The following is a 19846-nucleotide window of genomic DNA, read 5'->3' on the forward strand; positions in this document are numbered from 1 at the left end:
TTTTCTTCGCCAGGTCATCACTATCATCAGTTGACTGCGCTGATGTTTCCTCAGCGGGAGGCTCTTCCTCAGTGATCCCTTCGCGTTGCTTTTTCGCTAGCGCCGCCGCCTTTGCTTTCGCCGCTGCGGCTGCCTTTTTCTTCGCCAAGTCATCGGCCTCGCCAGCACTCGCAGCTGCGGCTGGTGCCTCTTCCGGTGTCGATGCAGGTGGTGGCGGTGCAGATTCGCCAGCCTCTTTCGCCTGACGTCTTGCTAAAGCCTCCGCCTTAGCCTTTGCGGCCGCCTCTTTTTTTAATTGTTCGAGATCCTTCTCCCCGCTCATCGGTTAGATCACCTTCTTCCCAGTCTTCGCTTCGTAACGAATTTTATCCTTTAACTTATTGATTCCGTATATTAAAGCGGCAGGGTTTGGCGGGCATCCTGGGATATAGACATCCACCGGAACAATCTGATCGACTCCTTTAACCACGGAATATGATTTTACATATGGCCCGCCTGCCGTCGCACATGAACCCATCGCAATCACCCATTTCGGCTCCGGCATTTGGTCATATAAACGCCGTAAAATCGGTGCCATTTTTTTCGTCACCGTACCAGAAACAATCATACAATCTGACTGCCGCGGCGAAGTTCGGAAAATCGTCCCAAACCGATCAAGGTCATAGTTCGCTCCCCCGGTACCCATCATTTCAATCGCACAACAAGCCAGACCAAATGTCATCGGCCACAAAGAATTACTCCGTGCCCATGCCTTAATTTGCTCCAGCGTGGCAAAAAATACATTTCGTTCTAACTCTCTTATTTCATCCGGTGTGAAATCTTCTAGTCTTAAATCCATCGTAACACCTTCTTCTTCCAAGCATACACTAGGCCAAGTAGAAGCATCGCCACAAAAATTAACATCTCGACGAGCGCAAAAATCCCCAGCTTATCATAGGCAACCGCCCATGGATATAAAAACACTGTTTCTACATCAAAAATAACAAACATCAGGGCAAAAATATAATAGCGGACATTGAACTGCACACGCGAATCGTGAAATGGCTCAATACCGCTTTCATATGTGGTATTCTTCTCGTCGCTTGGATTATTCGGACGCAGAAGTTTCCCCAAATATAACGCCACCACAGGCAGCAGCACCCCAAGACATAGGAACACAAAAACTATCAGATAATTATTCTGATATACATTAAGTTCCATGTCTATCCCCTCCAATGTGTAAATTTTCATACTAGTTAAATATGTAACCGAATTCATTATAACATTGTTACAAAGCCATGTCGACAAACCAACTTTATAAAAATTGGGAATTCAATCGCGGCGAAAATTCCCCTTTTTTTTCGCAAGCCTAAGAGACAGCGGAAGCCGATATGTTTTTCTCACATTGTGATAGAAATCCATGTCCTCCGCACTAAACTTGTCTTAAAATACATGCCCCTCCTCCTGCGTGTTTGTATGATCTCGCTCAAGGAGTTCCTCTGAAAAACATCAGAGATGACACAAGAGCGAACCACCTGCAACTAATCCAAAGTGCGCACTTTCGGTGCACGTAATCTGGAGCACCTGCGGAAGATGATGTGCCTAAAACAAGCTCCGCAAGAACCTGCTAAAATGATCGACAACAACCACTATTTAACAATAATTTCCTCTCGTTTGTCTGTGAGAATTGTCATCAAATGTTCACTTTTCTTTATTATTTTTAAAAAATAAACAAAAATCAATCTTTTCTATCATAAAATGACACAAACTGTTATATTACTAGAACATTTCTTAAAACGATACGCGAGTCCAATATCCGTTTTCCCTATCATCATATGCAGAATTGTCCTCATCATACCACCTACAGAAAAACTAAGTCTTTCGCACCACACATAACTGCCCATCTAGATGTGAAAACATTTTTTCCCACTCAAAAAGCCAGTCACATGACTGGCCCAACCAACTAGTACTATTAAAAAGATGAAACACTTAGAAATCCAATAGATGATTAACTAATAGGAATATGGATTGACGACCTTTAACATAACCTGCTCCTTACAACAACCTCAAATGCCTTTTGCCATCTTAGTCTTACCGACCTTATACCCTTTTCCAATCATCTCCTGAACCAGATGAACGGTCACATAGGCATTCTCATCCACTGCATAAATCAAATTCTTCAGCTGAACAATCTCCTGCCTATTAATCACGATATAAAGCACATCCTTATTATCACCAGTATAACCGCCGCGTCCCTCTAAAACCGTAGTTCCTCGTGATAACTTATTCGTAATCGCATCCAGCACCAATTCAGAGGAATTAGAAATAATCAGGACAGCCACCTTTTCTTCTAGCCCTTCCACAATAAAATCAATCGCCTTGGCGCCCAAAAATACGGCGATTAACGTATACATCGCTTTCCCCAGTCCAATGATAAACACCGATCCGGCCACTACAATAATATCAATTGTCAAAATACCCTTCCCCATACTCCAGCCGAGAAACTGGTTGGCAAGCCTCGCTAAAATCGTCGTCCCGCCCGAGGTGCCACCAGCACGAAAAATAATCCCTAAACCGCCTCCCACCAATAAACCAGCAAAGATGGCAGCTAATAACGTGTCATTCGTCAGCTTTTTTCCCGTTTCCTCGGTAATAAATAAAAACAAAGAACATGAAAAAATGGAAAATAACGTATAAATAATCGCTCTTTTTTCTAAAAACTTCATTCCTACCAAAACAAGCACCGTATTGAGGATAAAATTCACAATTCCTGGCGACCAATGGAATAGATAGTGAAAAATAATCGTTAAGCCGATAATCCCGCCCTCTGACAACAAGTTTGGGATTGTAAAATAGTTAATACCAATTGAAAAAATAAGTGAACCCAGCAAAATATATAAACAATCTTGAATCGTCTTCCTCATCGCAATCTACTTCCCCATATCAAATTCCGAATTTCTTTTTAGAAACTATTGCTGGAAGATGAATTTATAGCTATCCCCTAAAATATACTGTTTTCCGCGATGAACAGGTTCGTCTTTTTCATCATAAACGGTCGTTTCCATATAAAAAAGAGGTTCGCCGCTTGAAGTATTTAGTAATTGCACCTCATCCTCAGATGCCCGGACAATCTCCAACGTCGTCTCCCAAGAACCATGAGGCTTAACATTCAGCTTTTCTTCAATGACTTTATAGACTGAACCCTCTAAATCCTCATTCAGTAGGATATGGAATTTTTTATAGGAGTAATAATTATTTTCAATCATAATCGGAGAATCGCCAGCATAGCGGACCCGTTGAATAAATAACAGGGCATCCCCTTCTTCAAGCTGCAGCAGCTCTTGATCCTTTGCCGTGGGCTGGACAATTTCCTTTTTAATGACCTTACTGCTTGCTGTCAGGCCATTCGCCTTACAGGCATCACTAAAGCTTAAAAAGTGGACAATTTTCCGTTCAATCTTCCGTTTGTTAACAAACGTTCCTTTCCCTTGCCGCTTCACCAGGAATCCATCTTCCACCAGCTCAAGAATCGCCTTTCTTACGGTAATCCTGCTGATTTTATATTCTTCACTTAATTCTGCTTCCGTTGGGATTTTATCCCCGTACTTTAAATCTCCATTCAAAATGGAGCTGAGGAGTGATTCCTTTAATTGGATATATAAAGGAATTTGATCATCCTGTTTTAACACATCCATCACCTGCCTAATTTTCTTTTACGTACACTTTATATGAAGGAGCTTTGCTGCTTTTTCTATTGTTACTTCAAGTATATATAAATAATTTCCAGCTATCAATTTGTTTCAATCGGCTAGCATCCCTGAAAGCACGTCCAACGTCCGTTCCATCGCCTCATCCGGGTTCTGCACATATTGATAGGATGTATACTCTAATGTGAGCGCTCCCTGATAACCATGTTGACTCAATTGATCGATATATTTTTGAAGCGGTAAGACGCCGTCTTTCCACACCAAATGGCCTTCCGGTTTCCCGTCAATAAAATGAATATGGACAATCTCGTCTTTAAGGATGCTGAAATATTCATTGAAATCTTCATTAGCTAGAGCCATTGGAATAGTATCAATCATCCCTTTTAGGAAGGGACTATTTACTTCTTCCAGCATTGCTTTTAGCGACTTCGCATCGTAGATGATATTGGATTCTACTCTTGTTAAAGGTTCAAGCGCTAGCGTTAGCTCCAGCTCATCCGCAACTGATGATAATCTTTCCAGCGAATCTCTCGTTCTCTTCCATGCATCCTCTCGACTTTCATTTTCATAGCCCCAGCCTGGCGTAACCAATAGTAATGGTGCCTCTAATTCTTTTGCTGTCTCCGCTGATTTGATGAAATATTGAATGCTTCTTTCCCGAATTCTATCCTCTTTGGCCGCAAGGTTAATTGGATATACACACTGTTCCGGTGTAAAACAGACCACCGATAAGTTTCTTCTATCAATCTCTCTTTTTACATTTCTTATATCCTGAAGAGTTAGTTCATCTACATAAAAGTGAGGGGATGCTCCCCATAATTCAATATTTTTGTATTCATATCGAACCATAGCATCTAAAAAATATTCCAAAGGGTAGTGTTTATAATGGAAGTTCATTCCGGTAATTTGATCCCTCGTAATCTTTGACAAATCCCCATCCCCTTCACTTAATTATGTACCTTTTTAACAAGGTATATAAAGTTAATATAACATTATAATATGTTATAAGTCAATTCGATAAAAGTGTCTATTAAATTATTAAATTTAATTTTCAAAAGAGATTGACAATTTATATCATGTATAATACTATAACATCATATAATGTATTATTATATGTTAGATCAAATAGTCCTAAGGAGGAAAAATGAATGGTAAACTCACAAGTAGTTGTAGATCCACAGGTGAAAAATGTGTTAGATGCTTTGAAAGGGCGCACAATTAACCATGTATACTTTGTTGCATGCGGCGGTTCCTCTGCTATCATGTATCCAAACAAATATATCATGGACCGAGAAGCAAAAAACATTCCTTCTGATGTATACAGCTCCAATGAATTCATTCATCGCAACCCTAGAAAACTTGGCGAAAATTCACTTGTCATCTTGTGCTCGATGTCAGGCACGACTCCTGAAACTGTAAAGGCTGCGGAATTTGCCCGTCAAAAAGGAGCATTAACAGTTGGTTTCACAAATGAACCAGCCTCCCCGCTGGCACAGGAAAGTGAATTCGTTGTTAAATATGAATGGGGCGATGAATCCGTTGCCTTCAATACCAACTTAGGCTTACTATATCAACTAACGATGGGTGTTTTAAACGTCCTAGAAGGAAACGATAAGTTCGATAAAATGGTCAATAGCCTATCCAATACCCAGGCCGCCTTTGAAAAAGCTGGTCAGCAATTTGCAGACCGAGCTGCACAATTTGGTCAGGCATACAAGGATGAAAGAGTAATCTATACAATGGCGAGCGGAGCCAACTATGGAATTGCATATTCCTACACTACTTGTATTCTTTTAGAAATGCAGTGGATCCACTCCAACGCCATTCACGCAGGTGAATACTTCCATGGTCCATTTGAAATCATTGATGAAGACGTACCATTTATTATCCTAGTTGGTATCGATGAAACACGTCCACTCGATGAAAGAGCCTTAGATTTTTCAAAGAAATATGGTAAAAAACTCGTCGTGTTAGATGCGAAAGAGCTTGATTTAGCAGGCATTGACGAAGAGTTAAAAGGTTATATCGCACCACTTGTCTTAAATTACGTTCTCCGCCGCTATGCAGAGCAATTGGCTGATTCTCGTAATCACCCGCTTTCAAAAAGAAGATATATGTGGAAAGTAGAATACTAAGAAAAGCGCAAGGCGCTTAGACTTCGGCGACAAGCACAAGACGAGCCGGCCGAAAGGTTGTTCTTTAACCTTTTGGACGGATTGATCTAAATGTGGAGGCGACTGTTCTGGGACTCTAGACTAAGACGCACCCTGCAAGAAGGCGCTTTTTGCCTTCTTCAGGGGGTGGCTTAGGCTTTGAGTCCCAAGGAGCCGCAACTGGATAAGCTTGTGACCTCGAGCCGATGGCGCCTGGAGCTGGACAATTCTCGAAGTCGAAATTTATACTTTCTTATCTCTTAAAATGAAACCGCTCCCTAAGCCTTAAAAACTTAGGGAGTGTTTTTTATGCGTAATAGAAGAACCTGTTCTACAAAGAACAGGTTCTTCTTGTCTTAGCCAATTGTAATCCGTTTCCCACGCTTTTTCCCATGGCCGAAGGCACCAAAGCGCTGGCATGTTTCAGCTGCCGCTGCCGCACCCTTTTCCATCGCCTCCTGGGCATTCTCAGACAAGACATATTCTTTTAAAAATATTGCTACAAAGGTGTCACCTGCACCTAGTGTATCGACTACGTCTGTCTCTACGATCCCTTGCTTATATAACTGCTTTGAATCGGAGAATAAGGATCCTTCCGACCCTCTGGTCACAATAATATTCGGTGTCCCGAGCTGGTGAACGCGCGCGATTAGTGCTTCACATTCCTCGTTCGTTAAGTCACCGCCAGAAAAAATCGCATAGTTGATATAGGGGCAGACAAGCTCTAAGTAGTCCACATCATATTTTGTTGAAAAATCAAATGATATATCAATACTCTTCTGCAATAAAGGTAATTCTTTTTCTAAATGGCTGAATACGCTTGTATGCAGCAGTGAGAAGGTGCTGATAAACGCTAGTTCCGATTCGGTAAAGTTCAATTTCAGCTCTTTCTGGACACCGCCTTTATTCGAGCCGACAAACTTACGATCACCCTGCTCATCCAACGTAACAACCGCCTCACCAGAAGCCCCAAACACTTTTCTTACCCGGGAAACATCAATCTGTTCCTGCGCTAACGAGCTGACAATATGCTCGCCTTCTTCGTCATTTCCGACGATGCCAATATATGAAACCTCCTCTACACCATAACGTTTCCAAAAAACAGCCACATTGACGGCATTCCCTCCTGGAAACATTTCTTCTCGATCTTCATAATAATCGACTACATTATCTCCAACCGCTATTAATCTCATTAATTGTTCCTCCCATTAGTGAATAAGGGAAAGATATCCTCTTTCCCTTACGCTTTTTAATATGCTACTGTCCGATAGTATCTGCGAATCTCTAACGAGTGATTCCGTTTATCCTCAAGGTGAACGCTCATTCTTTGCAGAAGAGTCGACGTAACAATTGGTGATAAATACTTTCTAAACTCCAAACTGATACCCTCTAGTGCATAGTCTTTTGTATCAAGCACTGTCAATTTCTTCGTATACTGCTCAGCAAACTGTTCCACACGATTCATTAGTGGACGAGTTTCATCTTCCCCTTTTAATAGAATCATGCTTGTATCTTCTTCCACCAACTCCAAGGTGCCATGGAAGAATTCCGCCGCATGGATGGACTTCGTTTTAATCCACTGCATTTCTTCCAATACACACATCGCATAAGAATAAGCCCGGCCCCAGGTGGTTCCTGAACCAACCACCATATGATACGGCTCATCCTTATAAACAATCGCAAACGCTTCTGCTTTTGGCTCAAATTTTTCTTTAGCCTCGATTAACTTTTCTGGAAGTAGTTCAAGCTGTGCGGCAAATCTTTCATATTCAGGGAAATCGCCATTTTTATGCATCAGTCTAAAAATAAGGTGGAAGAGCACCAATTGATTGGAATCACTGGCAAAATCATTCTCTGCAAAGTTGACTAAGGGAAAGTCTACTGTGTCAGCAAGCGGCTTATTGTACTCACCTGTTATACCAATCGTCGTTGCGCCTCTTTCTTTACAGTATTTTGCCGCGGCAACCGTCTCCTCTGTCGTCCCTGATAAGGAAGAAAGAATGACAAGTGATTCTTCACTTAACTGTTTATGATTTTGTAAAACGAATTCTGCGGCAATTTCCGCATAAGCTGGAATCGTCGATGTTGAATTCACCATATATTCGAATGGATAGAAGGTTGCTACTGCCCCGCCAGATCCGATTAAGAATAGGTTTTTAAAGCCTTTTTCATAGACTTTATCTACTACTCTTTCAATTTCTTCTCTCAGCCCGATGGCTCCACCTGTCACCTTTAAATACTTTTCTCTGCTAAAATTCAACATTGCGTCCACTCCCTAATATTATTTTTAAGCTTTGAAATTTGGCTGTTGATTTCCGCTACAGGCGCTCGCTTTCCGCGGGCGTGCCGGGGAGCCTCCTCGGCGCCTTAGCGCCTGTGGGGTCTCCCNNCCCGCAGGAGTCGAGCGCCCTCCGCTCCAATCAACAGAGTTTAATAAACAATATCGGTTAACAGAGCCTATTTTCAAACAATATTATCCCTTCACACTTCCCTCGGCTAAGCCGCGGACAAAGTATTTTTGCATCATCAGGAAGATGACAATCAGCGGAATGGCGGAAATGACCAAACCTGCCATCAATACCCCCCAATTGGTGCTCAAGGCACCTTTAAACACCAGGAGTCCTGAGGTAATCGGTTTAACGTCTTCTGTCTGAATAAAGAGAATGGAAAATAGAAACTCATTCCACGCATAATAGGCGGTTAAAATGACACCCGTGAACATGATCGGCCTGCTCATTGGCAGGAATATTTTTGTAAACACCTTAAAGCTGTTAGCCCCGTCAAGGTAAGCAGATTCCTCTAACTCTTTCGGAATTGAAAGAAAAAAAGAACGGATTAACAGCACGGTTAAAGGAATGCGGTAGGCTGTAAACGTAAGAATCAATGCCCAGTATGTATCAAAGATTCCTAGTTTTTGAACTAACTCATAGAGCGGAATTAAACTGCTTTGCGGGGAAAACATCAGACCCGCTGAAACAAATAAGAGCAGGAACTTGCCGCCTTTGATTTGAAAACGAGTTAAACCATACGCACACAAGGCACTTACTAACACCGTCAACAAACAAGTCCCCCCCGTGATAATCAAGCTATTCATGAAGTAGCTAGAAACCCCTTGTTCCCAAGCCGTAGTATAATTCGAAAATAGCCACTCTTTTGGCAGCCCCCAGCTGTCGTTAAAAATAGCAGCTGTCGTTTTAAAAGAGTTGATGATCATCCAGAACAAAGGATAGGCAATGGCTGCAAAGTAAAGGAGTAAAAAGAGAAAGATCAATCCGACAACGATTGAAAAGCCAGATTTGCGTTTCGTAGCTTTCAAGCTTAGAGCGGCCATTTTCCCAAGCTTTCCATCTGGTTTTACTGAATCTCCCTGTGATTCCACCAGCTTCATTTTTACTCCTCCCCTGTTTTTAAAAATTTGTTCTGTACAAAATAAAAGATAAGCGTGATACCAAGAATCACGTTTGCAATTGCTGATGCAAATCCTGGTTCATTATCAATAAACGCTTTTTGATAGAGATATGTACTAAAGACCTGTGATGAGTTCCCTGGACCCCCACTCGTTAATACATATACTTCACTAAAGACTAAGAACGAGCCCGTCACCGTATAGATTAATAGAACAAAGGTCATTTCTTTTACTTGTGGTACAGTAATGCTGAAAAATGTCCGAATCTTCCCGGCCCCATCAATGGTGGCCGCCTCATATAATTCTCCAGGAACCTTTTGCACGGCTAGCACATACAACATGACCGCATATCCAATACTTTGCCATTGAGAAACAAAAATGACTGCATAGATCGCTGTTTTAGGGTTGCCCAGCCAGCCCTCTGCCAAATCCCCTAGTCCGATTAGTCGTAAAAAACTATTTAGTAACCCCACTTCTGGATTGTAAATAAAACTAAAGAGGATACCAATGACTGTCATCGATATGAGAACCGGTATAAAAAAGGTTGTCCGGAAGAAGGTAGAAAATCTCCTGAAAATCTTATCTTCCAGCACTGCAGCAATCACGAGCCCAAGCCCAACCTGCATAATGACAGAGATCACTGCGTATAACAAATTGTTTTTCATCACTGTGTAAAAAACAGGATCTTTAAAAAGCCTTAAATAGTTATCTAGGAAAACAAAGCTTCTATCTGATGTAAATGGGTTCCATTCATAAAAGCCATTTACGACATTTCGAACTAATGGGTAGTATACAAATAAAGCCAGCATAATCAAGGCCGGTGCCATGTAAAGAATTGGGACTATTCGTGTTCTGCGCATCTTAACCCTCCCAAACAACAAAATCTTTAGCATTTTGCCGGTTAAAAGGGAGTTGTTATCTCTCTTAACCGGCACCTTTGATAGATTTGTAGATAGTTCTACTTGTTATACACTTGTTTTGCTGCTTCTTGAACACTCTTCATAACATCTGCAGGCTTCATTCCGCCGCCAAGCATCGTTTGTACTCCATCACCGTATGGTTTGAAGATTCGGCTGTCTAACGCACTATCAGTCCAAATCAACATATTTTTCTGTTCCTTAATTAAATCCATTGCTTTGACTTCTTCTTTCGTTGCTGTATTTTCATTGACTGCGTCAACCACTGTACTAGCTAATCCCGTATCTTTAATTAACTTTTCGCCATTTGCTTTAGACGTCATAAACTTCAAGAACGCCATCGCTTCTTTTGGATGAGCGGATTTGCTGTGAACCATAAACCCTTCAGGAGCGCCGATTAAACCGCCCTGATCCCCTTTTGCCCCTTCAATCGTTGGTACCTTAAATGTATCCCATTTAAAGGTTGCATCTTTCATATACGTAATTTCCTGTGTTTCTAGGAACGTGATCGCTGCTTTTCCGCCCAGGAATAGGCTTCTTGCTTCATCGTGAGCGACTGCATTTGGATCGTCATTAAAATATGGTCTTAGTTCATTTAATTTCTTTAAAGCCTCTACATATCCAGGGTCAGTAAATTTGGCCCCCTGATAGCTAAGATCTTTATCTAGCACTTCTTTAGGAACTAATCGCTGATTCAAGGCTGTTACATAGTGAGCAGCAGCCCAAGGTGATTTATTTCCCAGGATGATTGGCGTTGTTCCATTCTTTTTAATCGCTGCCAATACGTTCATGAACTCATCCCAAGTAGTTGGTGCCTTCAAACCTAACTTATCAAATAGATCTTTGTTGTAGAAGAAGAGCTTACTGTCAGTAAAAAGTGGAACTCCATAGACTTTGTCGTCCTTTTTAAAGAAGTCTACTTGTGAGCTAATTAACTGGCCAGACCACTCAGTGTCATCTTGATAGTATTTTGTCAGATCTAACGCCACACCATCTCGAATAAACTTTTGTCCGTATTCTCCAGCCCAGCTAAAGAATACATCAGGTGGATTTTGGCTTCCTAGAAGAACATTTGCTTTTTGCTTATAGTCATCGTTTAATGCGGTAACTTCCTCGACTTTAATGTTAGGATTTTGCTTTTCAAACTCGGCAATAACACTTTTAAAATAGGACTTATACGGCTCATTTGGCCAACGGTAAAAAAATGTGATCGTAGTCTTTCCATCTTTTGATTTTGAAGTAGTGCTTTTTGAGGAACAACCGATAATTAATGACATAACCATTAAAATACTGAAAGCTACACTAAACCAACGTTTCACATACATTCCCCCCAGTAAATTCACTCTCATGGCAAAAGGATTTTTAAACCGCTTTCATAAAGAACTAAACCGATATGTTAAACTTTCTGTTCCTCCTCCTTTGACCTATCTTGTCAGTGTTTATCACCTGTTGTATTATAATATATTATTACATGTTATAACGTTTATCGTCAATATCGAAATAGATAAAACTTTCAAACAATTTGTTGCGGAATGATAAATACTTTATTTACTATTTTTCGATTAACGAAATTGGTATTGTACAATACTTCTTTATTAGATAAAAATATCATATTAGCAGCACTTCTGATAGAAAAAAATTATTTATTTAAAAATAAAATAGCCATTATAGAAATGATTTTTGCTTTACAAATACAAAAAACCTCTCCGGTAAACACCAGAGAGGTTTTTAATTATATTTATAATCTTTTTTCCGATACGGCGAGGCGATTGATTGCACGCTGCAGCGCAAGCTCAGCACGTCTGAAATCCATATGCTCAGCACGCTGGTCTCTCATACGCTGCTCAGCACGTTCCTTCGCTCTTAGGGCACGTTCTACATCAATATCAGATGCTTTCTCAGCTGATTGGGCCAGAACTGTCACTTGATCAGGACGAACTTCTAAAAATCCACCGCTCACTGCGATAAATTCCGTCTTTCCATCCTTCTTCAGACGAACCGAACCAATTTCAAGCGGAGCAACCAACGGAATATGGCCAGGTAAAATACCTAACTCACCACTTTTAGCTTTGGTACTTACCATTTCCACATCTGATTCATACACCGGGCCATCGGGAGTAACAACACTGACTTTAATCGTCTTCATTTTTTACCCTCCTGGCTCTCTTTAGACCTCTACACCCATACGTTTTGCACTCTCAACCACTTCTTCAATACGGCCGACAAGACGGAACGCATCTTCAGGAAGGTGATCATATTTACCCTCAAGGATATCTTTAAATCCTTTAACCGTTTCTTTAACAGGAACATATGAACCTGGCTGGCCAGTAAACTGCTCCGCCACGTGGAAGTTCTGTGACAAGAAGTTCTGGATACGGCGCGCACGGAATACGACTAACTTATCATCATCAGAAAGTTCGTCCATACCAAGGATCGCGATAATATCCTGTAACTCACGATATTTTTGTAGAGTCGATTGAACAGCACGAGCTACTGTATAGTGCTCTTCACCAACGATATCTGGTGCCAATGCACGAGAAGTCGAAGCAAGTGGATCCACCGCAGGGTAAATACCCATCTCAGAAAGCTTACGCTCAAGGTTTGTTGTTGCATCAAGGTGAGCGAAAGTAGTAGCCGGAGCCGGGTCCGTATAGTCATCGGCAGGTACATAAATCGCTTGGATTGATGTTACAGAACCTTTATTTGTAGATGTAATACGCTCTTCTAGTCTACCCATTTCAGTAGCAAGAGTCGGCTGGTAACCTACCGCAGATGGCATACGGCCAAGTAGGGCAGAAACCTCAGAACCTGCTTGCGTGAAACGGAAGATATTATCGATGAATAACAATACGTCTTGTCCTTGCTCATCACGGAAATATTCAGCCATTGTCAAACCAGTCAAGGCAACACGCATACGTGCACCCGGCGGCTCGTTCATTTGTCCGAATACCATCGCTGTTTGCTTAATAACGCCGGAATCTGTCATTTCGTGGTAAAGGTCGTTCCCTTCACGAGTACGTTCCCCTACACCAGCGAAAACAGAAATACCGCTGTGCTCTTGAGCGATGTTATTGATTAATTCCTGGATTAAAACTGTTTTACCTACACCGGCACCACCGAATAGACCGATTTTACCACCTTTAATATATGGTGCTAAAAGGTCTACTACCTTAATTCCAGTTTCAAGAATTTCTACCTGAGTAGAAAGCTCTTCAAATGTTGGTGCTTCACGGTGAATAGAATCACGGCGGGCACTAGCTGGTACATCCTCTTTCAAGTCAATTGCTTCACCTAATACGTTAAATACACGGCCAAGTGTTACATCACCAACTGGAACAGAAATTGGCTTACCAGTATCTTCTACTTCCACACCACGAGTTAAACCATCAGTGGTTGACATTGCGATCGTACGAACTGTATCATCACCTAAATGAAGGGCTACTTCAAGGGTCAAGTTGATATCAACATCTGATTCATTACGCGCTGTATTGACAACTCTTAATGCATTATAGATCTCAGGCAGTTGACCATTCTCAAACTTAACGTCAACAACTGGACCCATAATCTGAAGAACGCGTCCTTTGTTCATCGTTTTCCCTCCTAACTTACTCTTTACAAAAATTCAAACATCCTTCTGAGAAATGAACCTTGTTCCTGCACCTTACTCGTAACCATTGTAATAAGAAAATAGGAGCGCTCCACCATTTCCCACTACGATACTCATCAAGGTCACTGAACAGAGTCCATTTTCACTAAGGACGTGTTACTAATGGTGCCTGTCACCAAGCACTATTCTAATGCCGCCGCACCGCCGACGATTTCGGTAATTTCTTGGGTAATCGCTGCTTGACGTGCACGGTTAAATACTAATGTATAGTGATTAATTAATTCTTTTGCGTTATCTGTTGCGTTTCTCATTGCCGTCATCCGGGCAGCATGTTCACTTGCCTTGCTGTCAAGCAGGGCGCCGTAAATTAGGCTTTCCGCATATTGTGGCAGGAGAACTTCTAAAATTTCTTCTGCAGAGGGCTCAAATTCATAAGAAGTGAGTTTGTGAGAAGCAGCAGATAAATCCGTTAACGGAAGTAATTTCTTCTCGGTCACTTCCTGTGAAATCGCACTTATATAATGATTGTAAAAGACATACAATTCATCGAATGTACCATCAGCAAACATGGCAACCGTATTGCGGGTTACATCTTGGATATCCGCAAAATTTGGCTGTGCAGGGATACCGATAATTTCTAAGATAACATTTATATTGCGCTTTACAAAATAGTCACGGGCCACTCTTCCGATTGCAATAATAGCAAACTCATCATTCGATTTGTGACGGCTCTGAATCGTCTGATGAACTTTACGAATAACGTTACTGTTAAACGCGCCGGCAAGTCCACTATCACTTGTGATCACAATATAACCTGTTTTCTTAACAGGACGAGTTTTAAGCATAGGGTGATTCACTCCGCCTGAGCCGAGCGCAATCGACGCCGTTACTTCCTGGATTTTTTCCATGTACGGTACAAATGATTTAGCATTTGTTACAGCACGGTTCCATTTCGCAGCAGAGGTCATTTCCATTGCCTTTGTGATTTGACTCGTCTTTTTCGTCGAATTAATACGTGTTTTTATTTCGCGTAATGAAGCCATAGGTTCTCACCACCCTTTTTCAAAGAATGTCTGGCCCGGCGCACGGCAGCCTTGCGGCGGCCGCACTGCCCAGCCTTACTACATGTCAGACCCTATTATTCGGAAACTGCAAACGTCTTTTTGAAGTCGTTGATTGCAGAAGCCATATCCTCATCAGAAGGAAGATCCTTCGTTTTTGTAATATGGTCTAACAACTCTTTGCGGTTGTGGTCTAACCAATTATGGAAATCTGATTCAAAACGGCGGATATCCTGTAATGGAATATCATCAAGGAAACCGCGTGTTAATGCGTAAAGGATTACTACTTGCTTTTCAACAGTAAGCGGCTTGTGAAGATCTTGCTTAAGAACTTCAACCGTACGGGCACCGCGGGCAAGCTTCGCTTGGGTTGCCTTATCAAGGTCAGAACCAAATTGAGAGAATGCCTCTAATTCACGGTAAGATGCAAGGTCAAGACGTAATGTACCTGCTACCTTTTTCATCGCCTTAATTTGGGCAGATCCACCTACACGTGATACGGAAAGACCTGCGTTGATCGCCGGACGAACACCGGAGAAGAATAGGTCAGACTGTAAGAAAATTTGTCCATCTGTGATGGAGATAACGTTTGTTGGGATATAAGCAGAAACGTCACCTGCTTGTGTTTCAATAAATGGTAATGCTGTAATCGAACCAGCACCAAGAGTATCGTTAATTTTACATGCACGCTCTAGCAAACGGCTGTGTAAGTAGAAAACATCCCCTGGATAAGCTTCACGGCCTGGAGGACGACGAAGCAGCAAGGAAAGCTCACGGTAAGCAGCTGCTTGTTTAGACAAGTCATCATATACGATTAGAACATGTTTGCCCTCGTACATGAATTCTTCCGCCATTGCAACGCCAGCGTAAGGTGCTAAGAATAGCATTGGAGATGGCTGTGATGCAGAAGCTGTAACAACGATAGAGTAATCTAATGCACCATATTTACGAAGGGTTTCAACCGCACCACGTACAGTTGACTCTTTTTGACCAATCGCAACATAGATACAAATCATGTTTTGACCTTTTTGGTTCAAAATCGTATCGATTGCAACAGATGTTTTACCTGTTTGACGGTCACCGATAATTAACTCACGCTGACCACGGCCGATTGGCACAAGTGCGTCAATCGCTTTGATACCAGTTTGTAATGGCTCATGAACAGACTTACGAGCCATAACGCCAGGAGCAATTGCTTCTACTGGGCGAGTTTTAGTTGTATTGATTGGACCCATTCCATCAACTGGTTGTCCAAGTGCGTTCACAACGCGTCCGATTAAGGCTTCCCCAACGGGAACCTCCATGATGCGGCCTGTGCGGCGTACTTCGTCACCTTCACGGATTTCTGTGTAAGGTCCAAGAATGATGATACCGACGTTATTTTCTTCAAGGTTTTGTGCCATACCCATAACGCCGTTTGAGAATTCAACAAGTTCTCCAGCCATGACATTGTCGAGGCCATGAACACGTGCGATACCGTCACCGATTGAGATAACTGTACCGACATCAGTTACTTGAATTTCTGCCTGATAGTTTTCAATTTGTGATTTAATCAAGGCACTGATTTCTTCAGCTTTGATGCTCATGAGTTTCACCCCTATCTATGATACTTTGCATATTATTTCGAACATTGGACTTTTAGAATTGTCCAGCTCCAGCTCCCAGCGACTAGTGTCCTTCGCTCTTCTCCCTACGATAAGTCAACGTCGAATCGCTGACGCTCTTCGTGTTTCCTTTATCTCAGTCGAATCGCTCCAGTCCATACGTCGCTAAACGGTCGCTTCCGCATTTCTTATTAACTTAACAATTTACGTTCTAAACGGTCTAACTTGCCGCGCAAGCTGCCGTCATAAATCCGATTTCCAATGCGAAGACGAATGCCGCCAAGCAGGTTGGAATCGACGATATTTTCAATTCTCAGTGATTTTTTGCCAATTTTCGCAGCAAAAGCCGCAGATAATGCCTCGCGTTCAGCATCCGTCAATTCACGAGCGCTGTACACTTCCGCATCCGCAATCCCTTTTGCTTCATTTGCCAGTTCAAGGAACTGGTCAGTTACTTCGACAATTTGATCCTCGCGATGACGTTCAACTAAGATCAACACCGTATTAAGGACATACACATTCACTGATGCAAAAGCATTTTTCACAATCTCTTTTTTCTTATCAATCGTAAGTTTTGAAGATTTTAAAACAGCCTTTAAATCAGGATTGTATTCCAAGACTTCCTTTACTACACGAAGGTCTTCTTCTACTTGATTTAGAATCTGCTGTTCATTCGTGATTTGAAAAAGAGCGGACGCGTAGCGTTTTGCTACCATAGTGTTGCTCATCGTCCTTCTCCTGCCTCTTTAATATATTCGTTAATTAGTGCATCTTGATCTGCAGCTGTTAATTCCTTTTCAATCACTTTAGAAGCAATTAACACAGACAAGGAAGCAACCTGTTCGCGAATGGCAGCAACTGCTTTTTCTTTTTGCTGCTCGATTTCAACCTTTGCAGCTTCTTTAATGCGCTCTGCTTCAGCCCGGGCTGTAGTAATAATTTCCTCACGCTGAACATCGCCTTGTTTTTTTGCATTTTCAATCAAGTTTTGTGCATCATTACGTGCTTCTTTTAAAAGATTACGCTGCTCTTCTAAAAGTTTTTTTGCTTCTAAATGGCTGTTTTCTGCCGAGGTAATTTCATTAGAGATATGCTCTTCACGTTGTTTCATAATGCCCATTAATGGACCCCACGCGAATTTTTTAAGCAATGCTAACAAAATGATAAATACGATAAGCTGGAAGAAGATATCTCCAGTATTAATGTGGCCGCTATGTTCGCCAGCTTCAGCGGCAGTGGCCAGTACAAAACTGCTTGTTAACACCCTGGGTTCACTCCTTTCAAGAGTTGCTAAAACGATTGAGTACAATCAATACATTCAAACAAACATAAATGAATGGCGAAGGATTCTGTTATCTTCGCCACCTGGAATTTTTCCAATTTTATCGGTTTAATACCATGAACGCAATAACTACTCCGATAATCGGTAGGGCTTCAACTAACGCAACCCCGATGAACATTGTTGTTTGAAGAGTACCACGTAATTCAGGCTGACGAGCTACACCTTCTACTGTACGTCCTACGATAAGACCGTTACCAATACCTGCACCAATTGCTGATAAACCAATTGCGATCGCTGCTGCTAAAATACCAATTGAACCTGTCATTTCTTTTTTTCCTCCTTAAATGTATGAAAACATAATATATTTTTGTTTTTGTTCATGAGTATGAACGGTTATTTTAATGGTCATGACTCACTTTATGAGCCATGTAAACCATTGTTAACATGGTAAAGATGTAAGCCTGGATAGAGCCGACAAACACAGAGAAACCTTGCCAGATTAATGTTAATGGCACAGCGGCAATAGTACCCGCGATTCCTTGATGAGCTAGTCCTGCTGCCAATAGTGATAATAGCAGCTCACCTGCGAAGATATTACCATAAAGACGCAGACCAAGCGTTAATGTGTTCGCAAATTCCTCAATAATCTTTAATGGAAACAAGAATGGCATCGGGCTGAAGAAGCCTTGTGCATATCCCTTGACACCTTTTAACTTCACACCATAAAAATGGGTTAAACCCAAAATCATAACCGCAAGAGTTAATGTAATGATTGGGTCAGCTGTTGGTGATTTCCACCAAAGTGTTCCATCAATCACAACCGAAAACGGCAAACCTAACATATTGGATACAAAGATATACATGATGAGCGTGATTCCAAGGATATGAAATCTTCCGCCATCCTTCCAATCCATTGTGCTGTTGATGATCCCTTTTACAAAGTCCATCACCCATTCAAAGAAGTTCTGCATCCCTGTTGGTTTCATAGCCAGCTTGCGGGTAGAGAGAACGGCAATTAGAAAAACAATGACACTTGCTACAGTGATCATCAGGATATTGGCGCCATTAAACCATAGACCCAAGAATTCAAACTCAGGAGTTTTATGTTCCATATGTACTCACCTCACTTCCCCTTCATTTATGTTGATGCATTGCATTGTAAAAATAATCTATCATAATGACAATATAGGATGTCATTAGTCCTATCACATAAGTAAAAACATTAAAATATTCCGGGTACTTTAGGGCAATTGCAGCTCCAATACCCGCTGTCGCCATCCTTGATAAGGAGCCCAGCGACCGGGGTTTCTTCCCCTCTGATACTTGTTTATCAAACTTCTCCGTCTTCCTTACCAGCAATAAAAGGTTAAGAAAACCGAAGCATGTACCTAAAATCAATCCTAAAAAGATGGTATGGTAAGTCGTGAAGCCCCAGCCAAGAACATATATGGCCAACAAGTAGAATATCCATTTCTTTTGCCTGTTGTACATGACTCTGAAATCTGGCATTATTAATTATCTCCTGAATAGAAATGGCGAATTGAAAGAAGCATAGAATAGGTCCCCGCTGCCAGTCCCAAAAGCAGTCCGGTTATTAAGAAAATTGGTTCGGTACCCCAATGCCGGTCGAGCCATCTGCCGGCAAAAATACCTATTAGAATGGAGCCGACTAACTGGGAGACTATCGCGGACATTAACGCCATTGCTTTGAATGGGTTGCGGTTATTTTGACGCATATAATCACATCCTCACTCATAGAGAATGTCAAATGGGCAGGTGACAAATTCATTCCACAAAAGCTATCTTTATATAGATAATTTGACATGAAAACCCTATCATCAACACCCTTTGTTAGCATACAATAGCAAATTGTCAATGTCAATGAATTTACGTGAATTATACCACAATCTACTATTAATAATTTCTGAATCTTTGACACCTTTGTTAACACTCTTATTGTATTGTAAATTTTGAATATTTTTAGGCTAATTTGTGTCTATTTTGTGAACTTTTAATCGAATTTTAATCTAATTCTCATCAAAAAAATTTTTTTCACCGCTGATGATTGCTTCCAAAATCACGTTTTCGCGGTAACAAAAAGGCTGGAGCCATATCAGCCCCAGCCTAAGA

Annotated in this window: 21 protein-coding genes and 1 pseudogene; 1 reads left to right on the top strand and 21 read right to left on the bottom strand. The window is 41.5% G+C overall.

Annotated elements, in window-relative coordinates; genetic code table 11:
* From V7266_RS11370 to V7266_RS11395, 6 genes and pseudogenes are all read right to left on the bottom strand, one after another.
* Window positions 1-322: pseudogene (locus tag V7266_RS11370) on the bottom strand (NADH-quinone oxidoreductase subunit C); the annotation flags it as partial.
* Window positions 323-325: 3 nt separating this feature from the next.
* Entirely contained in the window at window positions 326-838 is a 513-nt protein-coding gene (locus V7266_RS11375; protein ID WP_141561107.1) for a NuoB/complex I 20 kDa subunit family protein, read from the bottom strand.
* Entirely contained in the window at window positions 829-1200 is a 372-nt protein-coding gene (locus tag V7266_RS11380; RefSeq protein WP_335468004.1) for an NADH-quinone oxidoreductase subunit A, read from the bottom strand. The genes V7266_RS11375 and V7266_RS11380 overlap by 10 nt, the downstream gene beginning before the upstream one ends.
* 845 nt (window positions 1201-2045) lie before the next feature.
* Window positions 2046-2903 carry a YitT family protein gene (locus tag V7266_RS11385; protein WP_335468005.1) on the bottom strand — a complete coding sequence of 286 codons (858 nt, stop codon included), beginning with the start codon at window positions 2901-2903 and terminating at the stop codon, window positions 2046-2048.
* Window positions 2904-2948: 45 nt separating this feature from the next.
* Window positions 2949-3668, bottom strand: a complete 720-nt coding sequence (locus tag V7266_RS11390) for a GntR family transcriptional regulator (protein WP_335468006.1) — start codon at window positions 3666-3668, stop codon at window positions 2949-2951.
* 111 nt (window positions 3669-3779) lie between these two features.
* Window positions 3780-4616, bottom strand: coding sequence for a sugar phosphate isomerase/epimerase family protein (locus V7266_RS11395; protein ID WP_335468007.1), 837 nt, complete (start codon window positions 4614-4616; stop codon window positions 3780-3782).
* Between the two features lie 218 nt (window positions 4617-4834).
* Here V7266_RS11395 and V7266_RS11400 point away from each other — a divergent pair, with 218 nt between their 5' ends.
* Window positions 4835-5821: an SIS domain-containing protein gene (locus tag V7266_RS11400; protein WP_335468008.1), complete on the top strand. Its 987-nt coding sequence runs from the start codon at window positions 4835-4837 to the stop codon at window positions 5819-5821.
* 374 nt (window positions 5822-6195) lie between these two features.
* Here the strand turns inward: V7266_RS11400 and V7266_RS11405 are convergent, their stop codons facing one another.
* The 15 genes from V7266_RS11405 to V7266_RS11475 form a co-directional block, all read right to left on the bottom strand.
* A complete protein-coding gene (locus V7266_RS11405; protein ID WP_335468009.1) occupies window positions 6196-7032 on the bottom strand; it encodes a PfkB family carbohydrate kinase in 837 nt (278 codons plus the stop codon).
* 56 nt (window positions 7033-7088) lie between these two features.
* Window positions 7089-8102: an SIS domain-containing protein gene (locus V7266_RS11410; RefSeq protein ID WP_335468010.1), complete on the bottom strand. Its 1014-nt coding sequence runs from the start codon at window positions 8100-8102 to the stop codon at window positions 7089-7091.
* A 210-nt stretch (window positions 8103-8312) separates the two neighbouring features.
* On the bottom strand, window positions 8313-9170 hold the full coding sequence (locus V7266_RS11415) for a carbohydrate ABC transporter permease (RefSeq protein ID WP_420491387.1): 858 nt from the start codon (window positions 9168-9170) through the stop codon (window positions 8313-8315).
* Between the two features lie 59 nt (window positions 9171-9229).
* Complete coding sequence (locus V7266_RS11420; RefSeq protein WP_335468012.1) at window positions 9230-10105, bottom strand: carbohydrate ABC transporter permease; 876 nt, start codon at window positions 10103-10105, stop codon at window positions 9230-9232.
* A gap of 98 nt (window positions 10106-10203) precedes the next feature.
* Complete coding sequence (locus V7266_RS11425) at window positions 10204-11481, bottom strand: ABC transporter substrate-binding protein (protein ID WP_335468013.1); 1278 nt, start codon at window positions 11479-11481, stop codon at window positions 10204-10206.
* A gap of 419 nt (window positions 11482-11900) precedes the next feature.
* Window positions 11901-12308, bottom strand: coding sequence for a F0F1 ATP synthase subunit epsilon (locus V7266_RS11430; protein ID WP_098527778.1), 408 nt, complete (start codon window positions 12306-12308; stop codon window positions 11901-11903).
* Window positions 12309-12329: 21 nt separating this feature from the next.
* A complete protein-coding gene (gene atpD / locus V7266_RS11435; protein WP_335468014.1) occupies window positions 12330-13751 on the bottom strand; it encodes a F0F1 ATP synthase subunit beta in 1422 nt (473 codons plus the stop codon).
* Window positions 13752-13951: 200 nt separating this feature from the next.
* Complete coding sequence (atpG, locus tag V7266_RS11440; RefSeq protein WP_335468015.1) at window positions 13952-14812, bottom strand: ATP synthase F1 subunit gamma; 861 nt, start codon at window positions 14810-14812, stop codon at window positions 13952-13954.
* A 95-nt stretch (window positions 14813-14907) separates the two neighbouring features.
* Window positions 14908-16416, bottom strand: coding sequence for a F0F1 ATP synthase subunit alpha (atpA, locus tag V7266_RS11445; protein WP_098527775.1), 1509 nt, complete (start codon window positions 16414-16416; stop codon window positions 14908-14910).
* A gap of 209 nt (window positions 16417-16625) precedes the next feature.
* Window positions 16626-17162, bottom strand: coding sequence for a F0F1 ATP synthase subunit delta (locus V7266_RS11450; protein WP_335468016.1), 537 nt, complete (start codon window positions 17160-17162; stop codon window positions 16626-16628).
* Window positions 17159-17698 (bottom strand): F0F1 ATP synthase subunit B, encoded by a 540-nt coding sequence (locus tag V7266_RS11455; protein ID WP_335468017.1) that lies wholly within the window; start codon window positions 17696-17698, stop codon window positions 17159-17161. Before V7266_RS11455 ends, V7266_RS11450 begins: the two co-directional genes overlap by 4 nt.
* Before the next feature lie 118 nt (window positions 17699-17816).
* Window positions 17817-18041, bottom strand: a complete 225-nt coding sequence (gene atpE / locus V7266_RS11460; RefSeq protein WP_098527772.1) for a F0F1 ATP synthase subunit C — start codon at window positions 18039-18041, stop codon at window positions 17817-17819.
* Between the two features lie 73 nt (window positions 18042-18114).
* Window positions 18115-18828 (bottom strand): F0F1 ATP synthase subunit A, encoded by a 714-nt coding sequence (gene atpB, locus V7266_RS11465; RefSeq protein ID WP_335468018.1) that lies wholly within the window; start codon window positions 18826-18828, stop codon window positions 18115-18117.
* A gap of 22 nt (window positions 18829-18850) precedes the next feature.
* Window positions 18851-19225 (bottom strand): ATP synthase subunit I, encoded by a 375-nt coding sequence (locus V7266_RS11470; RefSeq protein WP_335468019.1) that lies wholly within the window; start codon window positions 19223-19225, stop codon window positions 18851-18853.
* Between the two features lie 2 nt (window positions 19226-19227).
* Window positions 19228-19452, bottom strand: a complete 225-nt coding sequence (locus V7266_RS11475) for an AtpZ/AtpI family protein (RefSeq protein ID WP_335468020.1) — start codon at window positions 19450-19452, stop codon at window positions 19228-19230.
* Between the last annotated feature and the right edge of the window lie 394 nt (window positions 19453-19846).

Source organism: Neobacillus drentensis (assembly GCF_036965645.1).
GTDB classification, from domain to species: domain Bacteria; phylum Bacillota; class Bacilli; order Bacillales; family Cytobacillaceae; genus Neobacillus; species Neobacillus drentensis_D.